The sequence below is a fragment of the Micromonospora sp. DT46 genome, assembly GCF_049841735.1.
In the GTDB taxonomy this organism is placed as follows: Bacteria; Actinomycetota; Actinomycetes; order Mycobacteriales; family Micromonosporaceae; genus Micromonospora; species Micromonospora reichwaldensis.
The window spans coordinates 49,742-67,845 of record NZ_JBNCKW010000014.1 but is presented as its reverse complement, the minus strand read 5'-3'; the positions used below and the strand labels follow the sequence as shown (position 1 = coordinate 67,845).

At 74.5% G+C, this 18,104-nt stretch carries 12 protein-coding genes; 9 read left to right on the top strand and 3 right to left on the bottom strand.

The features are described from left to right. Positions 1-7: 7 nt before the first annotated feature. From thrB to ACLQ20_RS29820, 3 genes are all read left to right on the top strand, one after another. Positions 8-952, top strand: coding sequence for a homoserine kinase (gene thrB / locus ACLQ20_RS29830; RefSeq protein ID WP_151452893.1), 945 nt, complete (start codon positions 8-10; stop codon positions 950-952). Positions 953-1,248: 296 nt separating this feature from the next. Beyond that, positions 1,249-3,459 (top strand): transcription termination factor Rho, encoded by a 2,211-nt coding sequence (gene rho / locus ACLQ20_RS29825; RefSeq protein WP_425858225.1) that lies wholly within the window; start codon positions 1,249-1,251, stop codon positions 3,457-3,459. 876 nt (positions 3,460-4,335) lie between these two features. Further along, positions 4,336-7,833, top strand: coding sequence for a phosphodiester glycosidase family protein (locus tag ACLQ20_RS29820; protein ID WP_425858223.1), 3,498 nt, complete (start codon positions 4,336-4,338; stop codon positions 7,831-7,833). 69 nt (positions 7,834-7,902) lie between these two features. Here ACLQ20_RS29820 and ACLQ20_RS29815 read toward each other — a convergent pair whose 3' ends face one another. Next, entirely contained in the window at positions 7,903-8,799 is an 897-nt protein-coding gene (locus tag ACLQ20_RS29815) for an AAA family ATPase (protein WP_425858246.1), read from the bottom strand. A gap of 299 nt (positions 8,800-9,098) precedes the next feature. On the opposite strand from ACLQ20_RS29815, the gene rpmE reads away from it, so the two are divergent. Together rpmE and prfA are read left to right on the top strand one after the other, a co-directional pair. Beyond that, complete coding sequence (rpmE, locus tag ACLQ20_RS29810; RefSeq protein WP_088998650.1) at positions 9,099-9,323, top strand: 50S ribosomal protein L31; 225 nt, start codon at positions 9,099-9,101, stop codon at positions 9,321-9,323. A 99-nt stretch (positions 9,324-9,422) separates the two neighbouring features. Then, complete coding sequence (gene prfA, locus ACLQ20_RS29805; RefSeq protein WP_151452889.1) at positions 9,423-10,511, top strand: peptide chain release factor 1; 1,089 nt, start codon at positions 9,423-9,425, stop codon at positions 10,509-10,511. Between the two features lie 21 nt (positions 10,512-10,532). Here the strand turns inward: prfA and ACLQ20_RS29800 are convergent, their stop codons facing one another. Continuing rightward, entirely contained in the window at positions 10,533-12,083 is a 1,551-nt protein-coding gene (locus tag ACLQ20_RS29800; RefSeq protein ID WP_151452888.1) for a GGDEF domain-containing protein, read from the bottom strand. Positions 12,084-12,164: 81 nt separating this feature from the next. On the opposite strand from ACLQ20_RS29800, the gene prmC reads away from it, so the two are divergent. The 4 genes from prmC to ACLQ20_RS29780 all read left to right on the top strand — a co-directional run bounded on the left by prmC (position 12,165) and on the right by ACLQ20_RS29780 (position 16,587). Beyond that, positions 12,165-13,103, top strand: a complete 939-nt coding sequence (gene prmC / locus ACLQ20_RS29795; protein ID WP_425858245.1) for a peptide chain release factor N(5)-glutamine methyltransferase — start codon at positions 12,165-12,167, stop codon at positions 13,101-13,103. Further along, positions 13,103-13,747, top strand: a complete 645-nt coding sequence (locus ACLQ20_RS29790; RefSeq protein ID WP_151452912.1) for an L-threonylcarbamoyladenylate synthase — start codon at positions 13,103-13,105, stop codon at positions 13,745-13,747. The genes prmC and ACLQ20_RS29790 overlap by 1 nt, the downstream gene beginning before the upstream one ends. Beyond that, positions 13,748-14,359, top strand: coding sequence for a phosphotyrosine protein phosphatase (locus ACLQ20_RS29785; RefSeq protein ID WP_425858222.1), 612 nt, complete (start codon positions 13,748-13,750; stop codon positions 14,357-14,359). Positions 14,360-14,475: 116 nt separating this feature from the next. Further along, positions 14,476-16,587 (top strand): transglycosylase domain-containing protein, encoded by a 2,112-nt coding sequence (locus ACLQ20_RS29780; protein ID WP_151452886.1) that lies wholly within the window; start codon positions 14,476-14,478, stop codon positions 16,585-16,587. 12 nt (positions 16,588-16,599) lie between these two features. Here the strand turns inward: ACLQ20_RS29780 and ACLQ20_RS29775 are convergent, their stop codons facing one another. Beyond that, entirely contained in the window at positions 16,600-18,093 is a 1,494-nt protein-coding gene (locus ACLQ20_RS29775) for an SDR family oxidoreductase (protein ID WP_425858221.1), read from the bottom strand. Positions 18,094-18,104 lie beyond the last annotated feature (11 nt).

Below are 18,104 nucleotides of genomic sequence, written 5' to 3'. Positions count from 1 at the left end.
TGAGCCCGTGCCGACGAACTTCATCTCCGGCCCGGTCCGGGTCCGGGTCCCCGCCACCAGCGCCAACCTGGGGCCGGGGTTCGACGCCCTGGGGCTCGCCCTGGCGCTGCACGACGACGTGGCCGCCGAGGTGACGGCGGGGGGCGTCACGGTGACCGTGGCCGGGCAGGGCGCCGGGGAGTTGCCGGCCGACGACCGGCACCTGGTCGTCCGCGCCATGCGGGCGGCCTTCGACGGGCTCGGCGGGCAGCCGCCCGGGCTGGCGGTGGAGTGCGTCAACCGCATCCCGCAGGCCCGTGGGCTGGGTTCCTCGTCCGCGGCGATCGTCGCCGGCGTGCTGCTGGCCCGTGCGCTGGTCACCGACGGCGAGACCCGGCTCGACGACGCCGCCGCGCTGCGCCTCGCCGCCGAGATCGAGGGCCATCCGGACAACGTGGCGCCGTGCCTGCTCGGCGGCTTCACCCTGGCCTGGACGGAGCCCTCCGGCGCCCGGGCGGTGTCGCTGCCGGTCGCCGACGGCGTACGCCCGACGGTCTTCGTGCCGGCGGAGCGTGGCCTGACGGCCACCGCGCGGGCCGCGCTGCCGGCCACCGTGCCCCACGGCGACGCGGCGCTGAACGCGGGCCGCGCCGCGCTGCTGGTGCACGCGCTGACCGCCGACCCGAATCTGCTGCTGCCGGCCACGGTCGACCGGCTGCACCAGGACTACCGCGCCGACGGCATGCCGGGAAGCGCCGCCCTGGTGAAAGCGCTGCGTGAGGCCGGTGTGGCCGCCGTGGTCAGTGGTGCGGGCCCGACCGTCCTGGCCCTGACCGGCCCGCCCGAGGGCTTCGACCCGGGAACAGGCTGGGAGGTCTGGCGGTTGGATCCAGACGGGCGCGGAGCACAGGTTGCCCGGGGTAGACTGGGACACGCAGAGCGGGACCCTGTTGCCGCAGGTCGGAAGAGTTGATTACGCTCTAGACTTAGCACAGCCGCGAAGCATGCGATCTCCCTGCGGGTCGGCGCACCCCCGAAGCTCTCGGCGGTCAGCCCGTCACCCCTGCCTAGGCCCACGCCGCACCGCAGTCTTCACAGGTCGCCGCAGACGGCGAGACCTGCTCACCGACCTTCGGTGAGTCGGGAAACCGACCGGCTGCTGTGTCACAGACTCCCGCGACGCGTCCATGCGAGGCGGGTGCACCGAGGCCGCCCGGCCACCTTGTTTTCGACTCCGGGCAGTCCCGGCCTATCGAGGGAAGGAATCCATTGAGCGACACCACCGACGTGACGTCGGATGTTTCCAACGTCGCTGGCGATGCCACCACCGCCGCCGCCCCCGCCCGTCGTCGGCGTAGCGGCACCGGCCTGTCGGCGATGCTGCTGCCGGAGCTGCAGAGCCTGGCCGCGTCGCTCGGCATCTCGGGCACGGCCCGCATGCGTAAGGGCGAGCTGATCAGCGCGATCTCCGAGCGGCAGGGCGGCGCCACCGCCGGGACCCCTCGACCGCGGGCCGAGGCCGCTGCCGCTCCCGCCCGTGAAGAGGCCCACGCCGAGGTCCGCGAGAGCACCGAGCGGCCGGCGGCCGGGCGGCGTACCGCGGAGCAGGCTCCGGCGGAGCCGGCGGCTGCCGAGGCCGAGCCCCGTGGCCGGACCCGGCGCAGCCGGGCCGCCACCTCCGAGGCACGGGCCGCGGAGGCCCGTCCGGTGGAGGCTCGTGAGGCGGAGGCTGCCCGTCCGGCGGAGGTTCGTCCGGCGGAGGCTCGTCCGGCGGAGACGCGCGCGGACGAGGCCGAGGCCGGCGAGCGTGCCGACCGCGGCCGTGAGCGCGGTGACCGCGCCGAGCGCGGCGACCGTGCCGAGCGCGGCGAGCGTACGGAGCGGGGCGACCGTGCCGAGCGCGGCGAGCGTGCGGAGCGGGGCGACCGTGCCGAGCGCGGCGACCGCAACGAGCGCGGTGACCGTGCCGAGCGTGCGGACCGCGGTGACCGCGCGGAGCGGGGTGACCGTGCCGAGCGCGGTGACCGTGCCGAGCGGGGCGAGCGCAACGAGCGGGGTGACCGCGGCGAACGTGCCGAGCGCGGTGACCGCAACGAGCGGGGCGAGCGTGCCGAGCGTGCCGAGCGGGGCGGCGACCGTGACCGCAACGAGCGCGGCGACCGGGGCCAGCGCGTCGAGCGTGACAACGACGGCGACGACGACGAGAGCGGTGGCCGGCGTGGCCGGCGCAGCCGGTTCCGGGACCGCCGCCGTGGCCGCGGTGAGCGCGCCGAGGGCGGCGACGGTGGCCGCGATGGCGGGCGCGACGGCGGGCGCGACGGCGGGCGCGAGCCGCAGGTCGGCGAGGACGACGTGCTCGTCCCGGTGGCCGGCATCATCGACGTGCTCGACAACTACGCGTTCGTACGGACCACCGGCTACCTGGCCGGCCCGAACGACGTCTACGTCTCCATGTCGCAGATCAAGAAGTACGGCCTGCGGCGCGGCGACGCCATCACCGGTGCGGTGCGCGCCTCGCGCGACGGCGAGCAGCGGCGGGACAAGTACAACCCGCTGGTGCGGCTGGACACCATCAACGGGATGGAGCCGGACGAGGCGAAGCGCCGGCCGGAGTTCTACAAGCTCACCCCGCTCTACCCGCAGGAGCGCCTGCGGCTGGAGACCGAGCCGCACATCCTCACCACCCGGGTCATCGACCTGGTCATGCCGCTCGGCAAGGGCCAGCGCGCGCTGATCGTGTCGCCGCCGAAGGCGGGTAAGACGATGGTGCTCCAGGCCATCGCGAACGCGATCACGCACAACAACCCGGAGTGCCACCTGATGGTGGTGCTGGTGGACGAGCGGCCCGAAGAGGTCACCGACATGCAGCGGTCGGTGAAGGGTGAGGTCATCGCGGCGACGTTCGACCGTCCGCCGCAGGACCACACCACGGTGGCCGAGCTGGCGATCGAGCGGGCGAAGCGCCTGGTCGAGCTGGGCCACGACGTGGTCGTGCTGCTCGACTCGGTGACCCGCCTCGGTCGGTCGTACAACCTGGCGGCGCCGGCCAGCGGCCGGATCATGTCGGGTGGTATCGACTCCACCGCGCTCTACCCGCCGAAGCGTTTCCTGGGTGCGGCCCGCAACATCGAGAACGGCGGCTCGCTGACCATCCTCGCCACCGCGCTGGTGGAGACCGGGTCCATGGCGGACACGGTCATCTTCGAGGAGTTCAAGGGCACCGGCAACGCGGAGCTGAAGCTGGACCGGAAGATCGCCGACAAGCGCATCTTCCCGGCCATCGACATCCACCCGTCCGGCACGCGCAAGGAGGAGATCCTGCTCGCGCCGGAGGAGCTGGCCATCATCCACAAGCTCCGGAAGGTCCTGCACTCGCTGGACTCGCAGGCGGCGCTGGACCTGCTGCTGGACAAGCTCAAGCAGACCCGCACCAACATCGAGTTCCTGATGCAGATCGCCAAGTCGACGCCGGGGGAGTGACCCTCCCCGGGTGAGACAGCGAGAAGGGCACGGCCACGAGGCCGTGCCCTTCTCGCGTCCCTGCCCGTCGGTTTCGTGGGTGAGCTTCGGTGCCGCGTGCCGGTGCCGGCGGCGGTGCCGGGTGCCGGGCGTCGGTCGGGTGCCGGGCGTCGGGCGCTGCGTACCGCAGACGGGCAGCCGGACGATCCACCTTGCCAGCTCGCTTCCGTGACGATCGGTAACCTTCGGCTCGAAGAGCCTTCGTTGTGACTCTACGTGACCGAATTTGGGCGTGGGAAGAGCGTGTCACCTCGGCCGTCGCTGCTGAGGGCCTGTGACCAGGTAATTCGTCGTGGGGTGCGGTCCGGCCGCACCATCCTCCAGTTCCCCTTTGCTCTGCATCCACATTGGCACCGCTTACATGGCGTGTCCGGTGCGGATATGGATGCAGAGCAAAGGGGACGGAGCGAGGGGTGGAGCGGCGCAGAATCGCCCACTCTCCGTGACCGAATGTGGGTGGTCGTGCGGTCCCGGGCGCACGCCGCAGGGCGATCCACCGAGCGCACGCGCGGTGTGGGTGGCCGTGGGGCCTCGAGCACATGTCGCGGTGTGGCCGTGGGGTGCGGCGGTGAGGTCCGTGGGTGCGCCGTGAGGTCCGTGGGTGTGGCGGCGGGGCGCGCGGTCGCAGCACGTGCTGCCGGGTTGTGGCTCCGCTTGTGCGGTGCGGTGCGGTGCGGTGCGGGGGCCCGTGCTCCGAGGGCCCGTGCTCCCAGGGCCCGTGCTCCGGAGGGGGCGGTGTCGGCAATGGCGGGGACGACCGCCGGAAGGGTGGAGTTTTCCTTCGCTTTGGCCGGCAGCTATTGAAACTTCTATTCATCGTCCGGTTGACTGTCGCCCATGCGTACCCGCAGACGATCCGCCCGGCTCGCAGGCGTCCTGCTGCTGACGCCGCTGCTCACCCTGGCCGGCACCGTGCCGGCGAACGCCGGTGCGCCCGCTCCGGCCACCGACCCGTCCCTCACCGCCGCCGAGGACGCGCCGCGCTCCTCCTCGTACTCCGCAGGCTCCGTGACGCTCGCCGGCGATCCGGCCGCGAGCATGTCGGCCGCCGCGGCCCCGACCGGCGTGGAGCCGGCCGGCGGGCTGGAGACGGCGAAGACCACCCGCCCGGTCGCCCCGGGCCTCAACCTGACCTCCTTCGACCGGTACGACGCCGACGGCTGGCTGCGCGCGGACGCGCTGACCGCCGACCTCACCGGCGGCCTCACCGTGGACTACGTCAATTCCGGCGCGGTCAGCCGGGCCGAGCCGCTGCGCGGCGCCGTCGACGCGGCCCGTGCGGTTGCCGCCGTCAACGGCGACTTCTTCGACATCAACAACTCCGGTGCCGCCCAGGGGGTCGGCGTCCGCGACGGCCAACTGGTCCAGTCCGCGGTCAGCGGGCACCGCAACGCCGTCGCGATCACCACCGAGGGGCTCGGCCGGGTCATCGAGGTGAACTTCGACGGCACCGCGACCCTGCCGACCGGTCCGGTGACGCTGACCCAGTTCAACAACATGATCCAGGCGAACGGGATCGGCGTGTTCACCGCGCTCTGGGGGTCGTACACCCGGCAACGTGCGGTCGAGGGCGCCGCCCGCGTCACGGAGGTCACGGTGGTCGACGGCCGCGTCGCCACCGTCGCCGGGACGGCCGGAAGCGGGGCGGTCCCGGCCGGCACCACCGTGCTGCTCGGCCGCGACGCCGGCGCGGACGCCCTCGCCGGGCTGCGTCCCGGCGACGCGGTGACGGTCGCCTACCGGCCCAAGCCGGCCGACGGCAGCAACCTGCACGCGGCCGTCGGCGGCGGCAACGTGCTGGTCCGCGACGGGGTGGTGCAGAGCATTGCCGACGCGTCGCTGGCCCCGCGCACGTCCGTCGGCTTCTCCGCCGACGGCCGGCGCATGATCATGATGACTGTGGACGGTCGGCAGGTCGACAGCCGGGGCGTCACCCAGACCGAGATGGGCCGCATGATGGCCGAACTCGGCGCCCACCACGCGCTCAACCTCGACGGCGGCGGCTCCTCGACGCTGCTCGCCCGGGAACCGGGTGCGGCGGCCGTGCAGGTGGAGAACAGCCCGTCCGACGGCAGCGAGCGGGCCGTGCCCAACGGCCTGGCCATCTACGCGCCCAAGGGCAGCGGCCGGCTCACCGGGTACTGGCTGGAGACCGCCAGCGACCCGACCACCGCTCCCGGCGTCGCGCCGGTGCGCGGCGGCCGGCCCGACCGCGTCTTCCCCGGCCTGACCCGCCAGCTCACCGCCGCCGGCCACGACGAGACGTACGGCCCAGCGGCCGGCGCGCCGACGTGGCGGGCCAACCCGGCGGTGCACGGCGTCGTCGACGGCAAGGGCCGCTTCCGGGCCCTCCTGCCCGGAAGCACCACGGTCACCGCCTCGCGGGGCGCGGCCCGTGGCACCCTCGACCTGACCGTGCTCGGGCCGCTGGCCCGGATCGACTCCACGGTGGACCGGGTCGGCCTGACCGGTGCCGAGGGCAGCGCGCTGTTCGGCGTCGTCGGTTACGACGCCGAGGGCAACACCGCCCCCATCGAGCCGGCCGACCTGAAGCTCGACTACGACAAGGACCTGCTGAAGATCGCGCCGACCGCCGACGGCAACCTCGCCGTCACCGCCCTGCGGGACACCGGCTCGGCGCTGGTCACCGTCCACGTTGGCCGGAGCAGCACCGTCCTGCCGGTCACCGTCGGGCTGACCGACGTGCCGGTGGCCGGCTTCGACGACGCGGCGGCCTGGAAGTTCAGCCAGGCGCGGGCCAGCGGCGCGGTCGCGCCCGCGGCGGGCCGCACCGGCACGGGCCTGAAGATGACGTACGACTTCAGCCAGTCCACCGGCACCCGGGCCGCGTACGCGGACCCGCCCGCCTGGATCGAGGTGCCCGGCCAGCCGCAGGCGTTCGGCATGTGGATCCACGGCAACGGCACGGGGGAGTGGCCCAGCCTGCACCTGCACGACGCCCAGGACACCCAGCACGTGCTGCGCGGCCCGCTGATCACCTGGACGGGCTGGAAGTACGTCGAGTTCGCGGTCCCCGCCGGGGTGCAGTACCCGGTGCGGGTCCGCCGGTTCTACGTGGCGGAGACCAACGCCGCCGCGCAGTACCGCAGCGAGGTCATCATCGACGACCTGGTGGCGAAGGTGCCGCCGACGGTCGACGCGCCGGCCGAGAAGCCGCGCACCGACCGGGTGGTGCTGCGCGACGGCACGGTGAACGGGGCGCCCTGGCGCTTCGCCGTCCTGTCCGACGCGCAGTTCGTCGCGGCGAACCCGGACAGCGACCTGGTCGCCCAGGCCCGCCGTACGCTCCGCGAGGTCAAGGCCGCGAAGCCGGACTTCCTGGTGATCAACGGCGACTTCGTGGACACCGCCTACCCGGCGGACTTCGCGCTCGCCAAGCGGCTGCTGGACGAGGAACTCGGCGGGGAACTGCCGTACTACTACGTGCCCGGCAACCACGAGATCATGGGCGCCCCGATCGCCAACTTCCGGGCCGCCTTCGGTGACACCGAGCGGACCTTCGACCACAAGGGCACCCGGTTCGTCACGCTGAACTCGTCGACGGGTTCGCTGCGCGGCGGCGGCTTCGACCAGGTGCGGATGCTGCGCGAGGCGCTCGACTCGGCGGCCGGTGACCCGGCCGTCGGCTCGGTGGTCGTGCTGCACCACCACCCGCCGCGCGACCCCAGCCCGGCCAAGGCCAGCCAGCTCGGCGACCGGAAGGAGGCGGCGCTGCTGGAGCAGTGGCTGGCCGACTTCCAGCACCGCACCGGCAAGGGCGCCGCGTTCGTCGGCGGGCACGTCGGCACCTTCCACGCCGACCGGGTCGACGGGGTGCCGTACCTGATCAACGGCAACTCGGGCAAGAACCCCTCCACCCCCGCCGACCAGGGCGGCTTCACCGGGTGGACGGAGTTCGGGGTGGACCCGGTGAGCCCGGCCGAGGCCGACCGGGCCCGGCGCAACCCCCTCGTCGAGGGCCCACGCTGGGTCAGCGCCGAGACGCACGCACACGTCGACGCGCTCACGCTGACCGCCCCGGCCAGCGTCGCGGTCGGCGCCCCGGCGACGGTCACCGCCACGGTGACCCAGCCCGGCGGGCGTACGGTGCCGGTGGCGGCGCCGGTGAGCGCGGACTGGTCCGCCTCGCCGAACGTGCACGTCGGCTCGATCCTCGGGCTGAAGCCCTGGCACGTGGCCCGCTTCGACCCGGCCACCGGCAAGCTCACTGCCCTGCGCCCCGGCGCGCAGGTCAAGCTCGCCGTCGCGGTCAACGGCGCGCGGGCGGAGGCCACCGTCACCCTGACGGCCGCCGCCGCGGCTCCCGCCGCCTGAGATGCAAGGAAGGGCACCTTCCTGTCGCCCAGGCGATGGGAAGGTGCCCTTCCTCACACCCGCGACCGCTCAGAAGTCGCCCTCGGCCACCTGGAAGACGGTGAGGCCGAGGGCGCGCCACATCCGCACCACCTGCTGGCGGTCGTCGAAGACGCCGACCACCCGGTAGCGGTCGGCGATCTCGCGCTCGTAGATCTCCCGCTTGACCACGGAGTCCTTCCGGTTGTCGCCGACGGCGCGCAGGTGCAGGCCGAGGTAGGGGACCCGGACGTGCCGGGCCAGCCACGCCTCGGTGGCGGCGCGGGCGGTGGCGTCCCGGCCCGAGCAGAACACCACGCCGTATCCGGCGGCGTGCATCGCCCGGACCGCCGCGATCACCGCCGGGTTGGGCTCGTCCTCGGCGACCCGGGTCATGTCGTACGGGCTGCGCGAGACGTTCAGCGCGACCGTGCCGTCGATGTCCACCAGCACGATCTCCGGCGGCTCGGTCGACGGGGCGTGCACCGTGGCGGGCCGCCCCGTCCGGGCCTGCGGCACGGGCAGCGGCAGCGTACGACCTTCCAGGTAGCGCTCGTGCAGCCGGCGGATCCACGCCTCGCCGACCCGGTCGGCCTCGGGGCGGGCGGCGTCGCGGCGCAGGCACTCCGCCAGCGGCACGTCGGTGAAGTCGTGCACCTCGAACCCGGCGCCGTGCCGGGCGGCCAGGTCGGCCCAGTCGCGCAGGGTCCGCGACCGCAGGTTGGTGTCGTCGACGCAGACGTCGGCGTGGACCCGCAGCAGCGCCTCGACCTGCGCCCGCTGCACGACGGTGACCTGCCACTCCGCCCACTGGGTGAACAGCCGCTCGCCGTGCAGCATGCGGCGCAGGTCGTCGCGGTTGACGCGGACCACGGAGGGCTGGAGGGTCCGGGCGAACGTGGTCTTGCCGGAGGCGGGCAGTCCCCGGGTGGCGATCAGGCGGGCCATCGGCTCCTCCGTGTCGTACGTCGTCGGCGGTCCCGCCGTGAGCGCCGCGTGCCCCGGGCGGGGCACGACGCCGACGGCGGCCGTGCCGGGACGAATGCCCGGCCAGGCGTCGGGAATGCAGCAGGTGGGGCGTGCGTTGTCGATGCCGGACCAGCCGTGCGGCCCGACTGCCGGGTCGGCGTACGCCCATGGCACACTGGTCAATCGGCCACCGGTTCCGGTTCACGCCCGAGCCCGTCGCGCGCCGCGACGGACACCGACGGCGACCCGGCGACCATCCACGAGAGGACCGAGGCGAGATGAAGTCCAACATCCACCCGGAGTACGTGACCACCGAGGTCAGCTGCTCCTGCGGTAACACGTTCACCACCCGCAGCACCGCCAAGGGCGGCTCGATCCACGTCGAGACCTGCAGCGCCTGCCACCCGTTCTACACCGGCAAGCAGCGCGTCCTGGACACCGCGGGTCGGGTGGCGAAGTTCCAGCAGAAGTACGCCAAGGTTCAGGCCAAGAAGGCCAAGTAGCTCCTCGTTCGGCGCCCGCGTCCGGTTTCGTGCCGGACGCGGGCGCCGTCCGTATTCCCCCTGGTCCTGCCCCGTCCCCGTCGAAGGAGCCTCCCCCGCATGAGCAGCGAGCGCCTGGCCGCCCTCCTCGACGAGTACGCCGAGTTGGAGAAGCGGCTGGCGGACCCGGCCATCCACGCCGACCAGAACACCGCCCGCCGGGTCGGCCGCCGGTACGCCGAGCTGGTCCCGCTGCACAAGGCAGCCGGGGAGCTGGAGCAGGCCCGCGCCGACCTCGCCGCCGCCCGGGAACTGGTCGCCGAGGACGCGTCCTTCGCCGCTGAGGCCGAGTCGATCGCGGAGAGCCTGCCGGCGCTGGAGCAGCGGCTGGCGGAGCTGCTGATCCCGCGCGACCCGCACGACGCCAAGGACGTGATCGTCGAGATCAAGGCGGGCGAGGGCGGCGAGGAGTCCGCGCTGTTCGCCGGCGACCTGCTGCGGATGTACACCCGCTACGCCGAGCGGCGCGGCTGGCTCACCGAGGTGATCGACGCCCAGGACTCGGACCTGGGCGGGGTGAAGGACGTCTCGCTGGCGATCAAGACCAAGGGTGTGCCCGAGGGCGGCAACGGCGTCTGGTCCCGGCTCAAGTGGGAGGGCGGCGTGCACCGGGTGCAGCGCGTACCGGTCACCGAGTCGCAGGGCCGCATCCACACGAGCGCCGCCGGGGTGCTGGTGCTGCCGGAGGCCGAGGACGTCGACGTCACCATCGACCCGAACGAGCTGCGCATCGACGTGTTCCGCTCGTCGGGGCCCGGCGGCCAGTCGGTGAACACCACCGACTCGGCGGTACGGATCACGCACGTGCCGACGGGCATCGTGGTCTCCTGCCAGAACGAGAAGTCCCAGTTGCAGAACCGGGAGCAGGCGATGCGGATCCTGCGCGCCCGGCTGCTGGCGGCGGCCCAGGAGCAGGCCGACGCGGCCGCCTCGGACGCCCGCAAGGCGCAGGTGCGCACCGTGGACCGCTCCGAGCGGATCCGCACCTACAACTTCCCGCAGAACCGCATCACCGACCACCGGATCGGCTACACCGCGTACAACCTGGACCTGGCGCTCGCCGGTGACCTGGACGCGGTCCTCGACGCCCTCGCCGAGGCCGACCGCGCCGCCCGCCTGGCCGGCGACACCGAGCTGACCCGCCGCTGACCCCCGGGGCCCGACGAGGCGTCAGGAGGCACGGGGGCGGGTCTTCGCCGCCAGCATCGCGCGGTCGGCGGCCTCGAACGCGGTGCCGAGGGCGTCGCGCAGGCCGGGACCGGTGGCGCCCACCTCGGCGAAGCCGACGCTGACCCCGACCGGCGTGCCGGGGACCAGTGACTCCCAGTCCTCGGTGCGCACCGCGGCGTCGATGCGGCGGCCCACCTCGGCCGCCTCGGTCATTCCGGCGCCGGGCAGCACCACCACGAACTCGTCCCCGCCGTAGCGGGCCACGAAGTCGCCCCGGCGCATCACCCGGTTGATCACCCCGGCGATGCGCTGGAGCACCAGGTCGCCGGAGTGGTGCCCGTGCCGGGTGTTGACGGCCTTGAAGCCGTCCAGGTCGCAGACGCCGATGACCACCCGGTCGCCGTGGGCGACCAGGGTGGCGATGTAGCGCTCCAGCCGCCGCCGGTTGGGCAGCCCGGTCAGCGGGTCGGTCAACGCCTCGCCCTCGAAGCGGGCCGCCTCGCGGCGCATCTCCTCGTGGTCGATGCGGGCGGCGATGCCGTCGATGTAGACGTCGCGGAGCCGGTCGTTGCGCTGGGCGGCCAGCCGGAACGCCAGCCGGTCGGCCCGGTGCGCACCCGCGTGGTCGCCGGCGCGGGCCAGGGCGATGCTGCGCAGCCGGGCCGGTTCGGCCGCGCCCAGCGTCTCCGTGGAGACCTGGACGGTGTCCAGCCGGGTGACGGCCTCGATCGGCCGTCCCTCGGCGACGGCCAGGCAGACCTGGCCGAGCTGGCGCATGTCGCGGGCGCGGGCGCTGTCGCCGCCGTGGCCGAGCAGCCGGGCCGGGCCGGCCTGCGGGGCGACGTCCCACCGGTCGCCGAGGGCCGCCCGCCGGGCGGCGGCGTAGCCGTACGCGGCCAGGCTGCTGGGGCGTAGCTTGCCGGCCCGTCCGCTGCCCAGGAACCGGTCCAGGTCGGCGGCGACGTCGCGCAGCACCCGCAGGCAGCCGTCGCTGTCGCCGTTGTGGTCGAGGGCGACGGCGTTGCGCAGCCGGATCCCGGGAGCGGCGAAGGTCTCCTCCGGGATCTCGGCGGCGCTGCCGAGCTGCCGCGCCCGTTCGATGGCGCCGAGGGCGTAGCCGTGGAAGCTGAGGTACGAGTAGGCCATCGCCAGGTCGTGCCAGCCCCACGCGGTGTCCCGGTCGGGGTCCGCCACGGCGCCCAACGCCCGGGCGGCCTTCACCAGGTGGGTGACGCAGCGGTCCAGCGCGCCCTGGTGGTGCGCGGCGAGGGCGGCCAGCGCGTTGAGGTGCCCGAGCAGGTAGGGCTCGGCGAGGTCGCGGACGGCGGTGGAGGCCTCCTCGACGGCCCGGGTGTACTCCGCCGTCCGCCCGAGGTTGATCACCGCGGAGAGGCGCTGCACCAGGGCGTCGGCCCGCGCGTACGGGTCGGTGGTGGTGGCGACGACCCGGTCGAGGATCGCGTACGCCTCGGCGGAGCGGCTGGACTCCTGGAGGGCCCGCGCCCGCGTCAGGGCGTCAACCTGGTCGGTGACCCGGTCGAGCCAACCCACCGCGACCTCCTGTCGGTGTGCGTCCGGACGCATCCGCTCGTGATGTCCAGCGCGACGCCCCATGATTATCTCGTGACCACCGTGCCGCAACACCCGTCCGAAGGGACGAGACGGCAGCGCCCTTCCGTGGCGTTGGCCCGGGCGTCCCGGGCCCTCGCCGACGCCGGTATCGCCTCGCCCCGCGCCGAGGCGGAGCAGTTGGCCGCGTACGTGCTGGCGGTGCCCCGGGGTCGGCTGGCGCTGGCCGACGACCTCACGGCCGACCAGCTCGACCGGTTCGACGAGCTGGTCGCGCGGCGGGCCGGGCGGGAACCATTGCAGCATCTCACGGGCAGCGCCGGCTTCCGGCACCTGGAACTGGCCGTCGGGCCGGGCGTCTTCGTGCCCCGGCCCGAGACGGAGCTGCTCGCCGGCTGGGGGATCGCGCAGGGCCGGCGCCTGGGCGCCGCGCTGGTGGTGGACCTGTGCAGCGGCTCGGGGGCGATCGCCCTCTCGGTGGCCCAGGAGCTGCCGGCGGCCCGGGTGGTGGCGGTGGAACGGTCGGCGGCGGCGCTGCCCTGGCTGCACCGCAACGCGGCGGCCCGCGTCGAGGCGGGGGACCGGCCGATCGAGGTGGTGGCGGCGGACGTCACCGCCGCCGACCTGCTCGCCGACCTGGTGGGCCGGGTCGACGTGCTGCTCTGCAACCCGCCGTACGTGCCGTCGGGGGTGGCCGTACCCCCGGAGGTGGGCCGGCACGATCCGGCGAACGCGGTCTTCGGCGGCGGGGACGGCCTGGCGGTGATCCGCCCGGTGATCGCGCGGGCGGCGGTGCTGCTGCGCCCGGGCGGCGTGTTCGGCGTGGAGCACGACGACACGCACGGCACGGCGGTGCCCGACCTGCTCGCCGCGGACGGCCGGTTCGAGGCGGTCGCCGGCCACCCGGACCTGACCGGACGGCCCCGCTTCGCGACCGCGTCCCGTCGGGCGGACGGCCAGCACGCCGCCGTCGCCGCGACGTGGCAGACTGACTCCTCGTGATGCTCTACGACTGCCGGTCGCCCGCCGACCGGGACCGCGGCATCGCCGCTGCCATCGAGGCGGTCAAGAACGGCGAGCTGGTCGTCCTGCCGACCGACACGGTCTACGGGATCGGCGCGGACGCGTTCACCCCGTACGCGGTCAAGGCCCTGCTGGACGCCAAGGGTGGCCGTCAGGTGCCGCCGCCCGTGCTGATCGGCTCCCGGCACACCCTCGACGGCCTGGTCTACTCGCTGCCCCAGGCGGCCCGGGACCTCGTCGAGGCGTTCTGGCCCGGGGCGCTGACCATCATCGTGGCGCACTCGCCCAGCCTGCGCTGGGACCTCGGCGACTCCTCGGGGACGGTGGCGGTGCGGATGCCGCTGCACCCGGTGGCGCTGGAGGTGCTGCGCGAGACGGGCCCGATGGCGGTCGCCTCGGCCAACAAGACCGGCCAGCCGGCCGCCCTCACCGCCGAGGAGGCCCGCGACCAGCTCTCCTACTCGGTGCGGGCCTACCTGGAGGCCGGGCCGTGCCCGGATCCGGTGCCGAGCACGATCGTGGACCTCACCGGCGAGGTGCCGCAGCTCCTCCGCCAGGGCGCCGTCGGGTTGGAGAAGCTCCGCGACGTGGTGCCCGACATCCTCGTCGGCCAGGGGGTCTGAGTGCCTCCGTTCACCGTGCTGCACGTGTGCATGGGCAACATCTGCCGCTCCCCGATGGCCGAGCGGCTGCTGGCCCTCGCCGTCCGGGAACGGCTGGCCCGCCGCGAGATCGACCCGGAGCGCGCCGACGAGCTGCTGCACAGCCACAGCGCCGGCACCGGGGGCTGGCACGCCGGCGAGGAGATGAACCCGCCGGCGTCGCGCCAGGTGACCTCCCGGGGCGGCAGCGTCGCCGGCTTCGCCGCGCGCAAGCTGCGGTCGGACCACATCGACGCCGCCGACCTCGTCCTGACCGCCACCGCCGACCAGCAGGAGTACGTGGTGGCGCTGCGCCCCGACGCCGAGTCGCGCACGTTCGTGCTGGGCGAGTTCGGCCGGCTGCTCGCCGGCGTGGACGCCGCCGCCCTGCCGGCGGCCGAGGCGACCCCCGACGCGGTGTACGCGCGCGGCGTGGCCCTGGTGGAGGCCGCCCACGCAGCCCGGCTGGGCACCACCTCGCTGCCCACCGACGATCTCGACGATCCGTGGGGGCGCGGCGACCAGTGCTTCAGCCGGGTCGCCGACGAGATCGAGGAGAGCGTCCACCCCCTCGCCGCGGTGCTCCTGCCGTAACCCGCCCGAGTTACCCGCCCGCGTGAGTTTCCTGCGGGTTTGGGGGAAAGGGGCGGCCCAGAGGGGCTTTCGGGTCATTCTGAGTGGGTCCTGACCGGCTCCTGCGGGGAGAGCTGATGACCCGGGCACGCCTCGACAAAGTGTTCACCGTGCTGCTCGCCGGCTCGCTGGCCGGGCTGGCGCTCGCGGTGGCGGCCCTCCCGGCCGCGCTGGTCTTCGGGATCGGGTTCTCGGCGCTCGCCGCGCCGTACTCGGAGCTGCCGAACACGCTGCGCACGCCACCCACGCCCCAGCGTTCGAACCTCTACGCCAACGACGGCACCACGCTGATCACCTCCTTCTACCAGGAGGACCGGGTGGACGTGCCGCTGGCCGAGGTGGCGCCGGTGATGCGGCAGGCGGTCATCGCCGCCGAGGACACCCGGTTCCACGAGCACAGTGGGGTCGACCTGCGCGGCGTGGCGCGGGCCTTCACCGTCAACCGGGGGGCCGGGGAGACCCGGCAGGGCGCGTCCACGCTGACCATGCAGTACGTCCGCAACGTGCTCAGCAACGACCCCCGGCTGAGCGAGCGGCAGCGCGCCGCCGCCACCGAGCTGAGCACCGCGCGCAAGATCCAGGAGATGCGGTACGCGCTGGCCCTGGAGCGGGAGCTGAGCAAGGACGAGATCCTCGCCCGCTACCTCAACATCGCCTACTTCGGCGCGGGCGCGTACGGGGTGGCCGCCGCGAGCCGCCGCTACTTCTCGAAGCCGCCGGCGGACCTCACCCTGGCCGAGGCGGCGCTGCTTGCCGGCCTGGTCCGCTCCCCGCACACCGACGACCCGATCAACGGCGACGCGGACGCGGCGGTCGCCCGCCGGGCGTACGTGCTGGACCGGCTGGTGGAGTCCGGGCAGGTCCCGGCCGAGGCGGCGGACCGGGCCAGGGCGGAGCAGTTGACGCTGCGCCCCAGCCAGACGCCCAACGACTGCACGGCGGTGCCGGCGGAGCACAACGACTGGGGCTTCTTCTGCGACTGGTTCACCCGCTGGTGGAACGCCCAGCCGGCGTTCGGCGCGACGGTCGACGAGCGGCAGCTCACGCTGCGCCGGGGCGGGTTCTCCATCGTCTCCTCGCTCGACCCGGCGGTGCAGCGCGCCACCACCGAGCAGGTGCGCCGGATCTACTCGGTGGACGACCGCCGGGCGGCGCCGACGGCGGTGGTCCAGCCCGGCACGGGCCGGGTCCTCGCGATGGCGGTGAACCGCAACTACGGCGTGGCCGCCAACCCGGCCGGGCAGAAGAACCACCCGAACACGGTCAACCAGTTGGTCGCCGGGGGCGGGGCGATCGAGGGTTACCAGGCCGGCTCCACGTTCAAGGTCTTCACGATGCTGGCCGCGCTGGAGTCCGGGCTGCCGCTGAGCACGGAGTTCGACGCGCCGGAGCGGATCGTGACCGACTACTCGGCGAGCGGGGCGGCGAGCTGCGACGGGTACTGGTGCCCGCGCAACGCCAGCGACCTGATGGACGGCCGGCACACCATGTGGACCGCCTTCGGCGAGTCGGTCAACACGTACTTCGCCTGGCTGACCGAGCGGGTCGGCGCGGACCGCGTGGTGGAGATGGCCGAGCGGCTCGGCATCGTCTTCCGCGCCGAGGAGGACGCGCGGCTGGCCCGCCACGGCGCGCGCGAGTGGGGGCCGTTCACCCTCGGGGTCTCCGCCACCACCCCGCTCGACCTGGCCGGCGCGTACGCCGCCGTGGCGGCCGAGGGCTCGTGGTGCGCGCCGCTGCCGGTCGTTTCGATCGCCGACGCCGCCGGTCGCCCGGTGGCCGCCGCGCGGACGCACTGCCGGCAGGCGGTGGACCCGGACGTGGCCCGGGCGGCGGCCGACGCGGCCCGCTGCGCGGTCGGCGACCAGTCGATGTACCGGGAGTGCGACGGCGGCACCGCGGAGGGGCTGCGTCGGCTGCTCGGCCGGCCGGTGGCGGGCAAGACGGGCAGCTCGGACGGGTACGCGACGGAGACCGTGGTCGCCTTCACCCCGCAGTTGGCGGTCGCCTCGATCGCCGCGAACCCCGACGACCCGCGCGACGCGGTGGGCCAGCGGGTGCAGGGGCAGCTGGTCGAGGCGGTGGGGGAGGTGCTCGCCTTCGCGCTGCGCGACGAGCCCGTCCGCGACTTCGTGCCGCCCAGCGAGGAGACCGCCTTCCGGCTCACCGGCGCCCGCGCCGGCAACTGAGCCCCGGGCGTCTCAGCGGCGCGGGGACGCGGCCACGGGCCGGCGGGCCGCCTGCTCGGCCTGGCGGGCGATGTTGCGGGCCATCCCGCCGAAGACCACCGCGTGGAAGGGCGCCACCGCGCCCCAGTACGCGTGCCCGGGCAGCCCGCGCGGCAGGAACACCGCCCGCTGCTGGTAGCGGCTGCCCTCGCCGTCCACCCGGAGCACCCGCATCTCCAGCCAGGCCCGGCCCGGCAGCCGCATCTCGGCGCGCAGCCGCAGCAGCTCGCCGGGCACGATCTCCTCCACCCGCCAGAAGTCCAGCGCCTCGCCGACCTGGAGGCGGTGCGGGTCGCGCCGGCCCCGGCGCAGCCCCACGCCGCCGATCAGCCGGTCCAGCCAGCCCCGGACCGACCAGGCCAGCGGGAACGAGTACCAGCCGTGCTCCCCGCCGACGCCCTCGACGACCCGCCACAGCTCCTCCGGCGGTGCGTGCACCGCCCGCTCGCGGACGTCGGTGTAGGCGGTCCCGCCGGACCACTCCGGGTCGCTGGGCAGCGGCTCGGCCGGCGCGTCGGGGCCGCTCGCGGTCGACCAGCGGGTCTCCACCTCGCCGTCGCGGACCTTCGCCAGGGCCGCCTCGACCGCCTGGTCGAAGCCGGTCAGCCCCTCCGGCGGGTCGGGCACGTAGGCGGCGATGTCGTGCTCGTGGGCGACGGCCTCGTGGACCAGGCTCTCCACCAGCGGTCGGGCGATCGCGTTCGGCACCGGCGTGACGAGCCCGACCCAGTGCGAGGAGAGCGACGGCGTCAGCGGTCGCACCGGCACGATGGTCCGCCGGCGCAGCCCGGCCACCCGCGCGTACCGCTGCATCATGTCCTGGAAGGTGAGGATGTCCGGCCCGCCGATGTCGAAGGCGCGGTTGACCTCGGGCGGCAGGTGCGCGCAGCCGGCCAGGTAGCGCAGCACGTCCCGGACGGCGATCGGCTGGATCCGGTTGCGGACCCAGCGGGGGGTGACCATGGCCGGCAGCCGCTCGGTCAGGTAGCGCAGCATCTCGAACGAGGCCGACCCGGACCCGATGATCACCGCGGCCCGCAGCACCGCCGTCGGCACCCCGCTGTCGAGCAGGATCCGCCCCACCTCGGCCCGGGAGCGCAGGTGCGCCGACGGGACCTCCCGGTCCGCCGCCGGCTCCGGCCCGCCCAGGTAGACGATCCGGCGTACGCCGGCGGCCCGCGCGGCCTCGGCGAACCGGGTGGCGGCCTCCCGGTCGGCGGCCTCGAAGCCGGCCTGGCCGAGCGAGTGCACCAGGTAGTAGGCGACGTCCACGCCCTCGAACGCGGCCGGCAGCGTCTCCGGCGCGCGCAGGTCGCCCTCGACGATCTCCGTCCGCGCCGCCCAGGGCACGTCCCGCAGCCGTCCCGCCTTGCGGGCGAGGCAGCGCACCGTGTGCCCCTCGGCCAGCAGCCGGGGCGCCAGCCGCCCGCCGATGTAACCCGTAGCTCCCGTGACCAGGCATCTCACGGTCTCCAGTG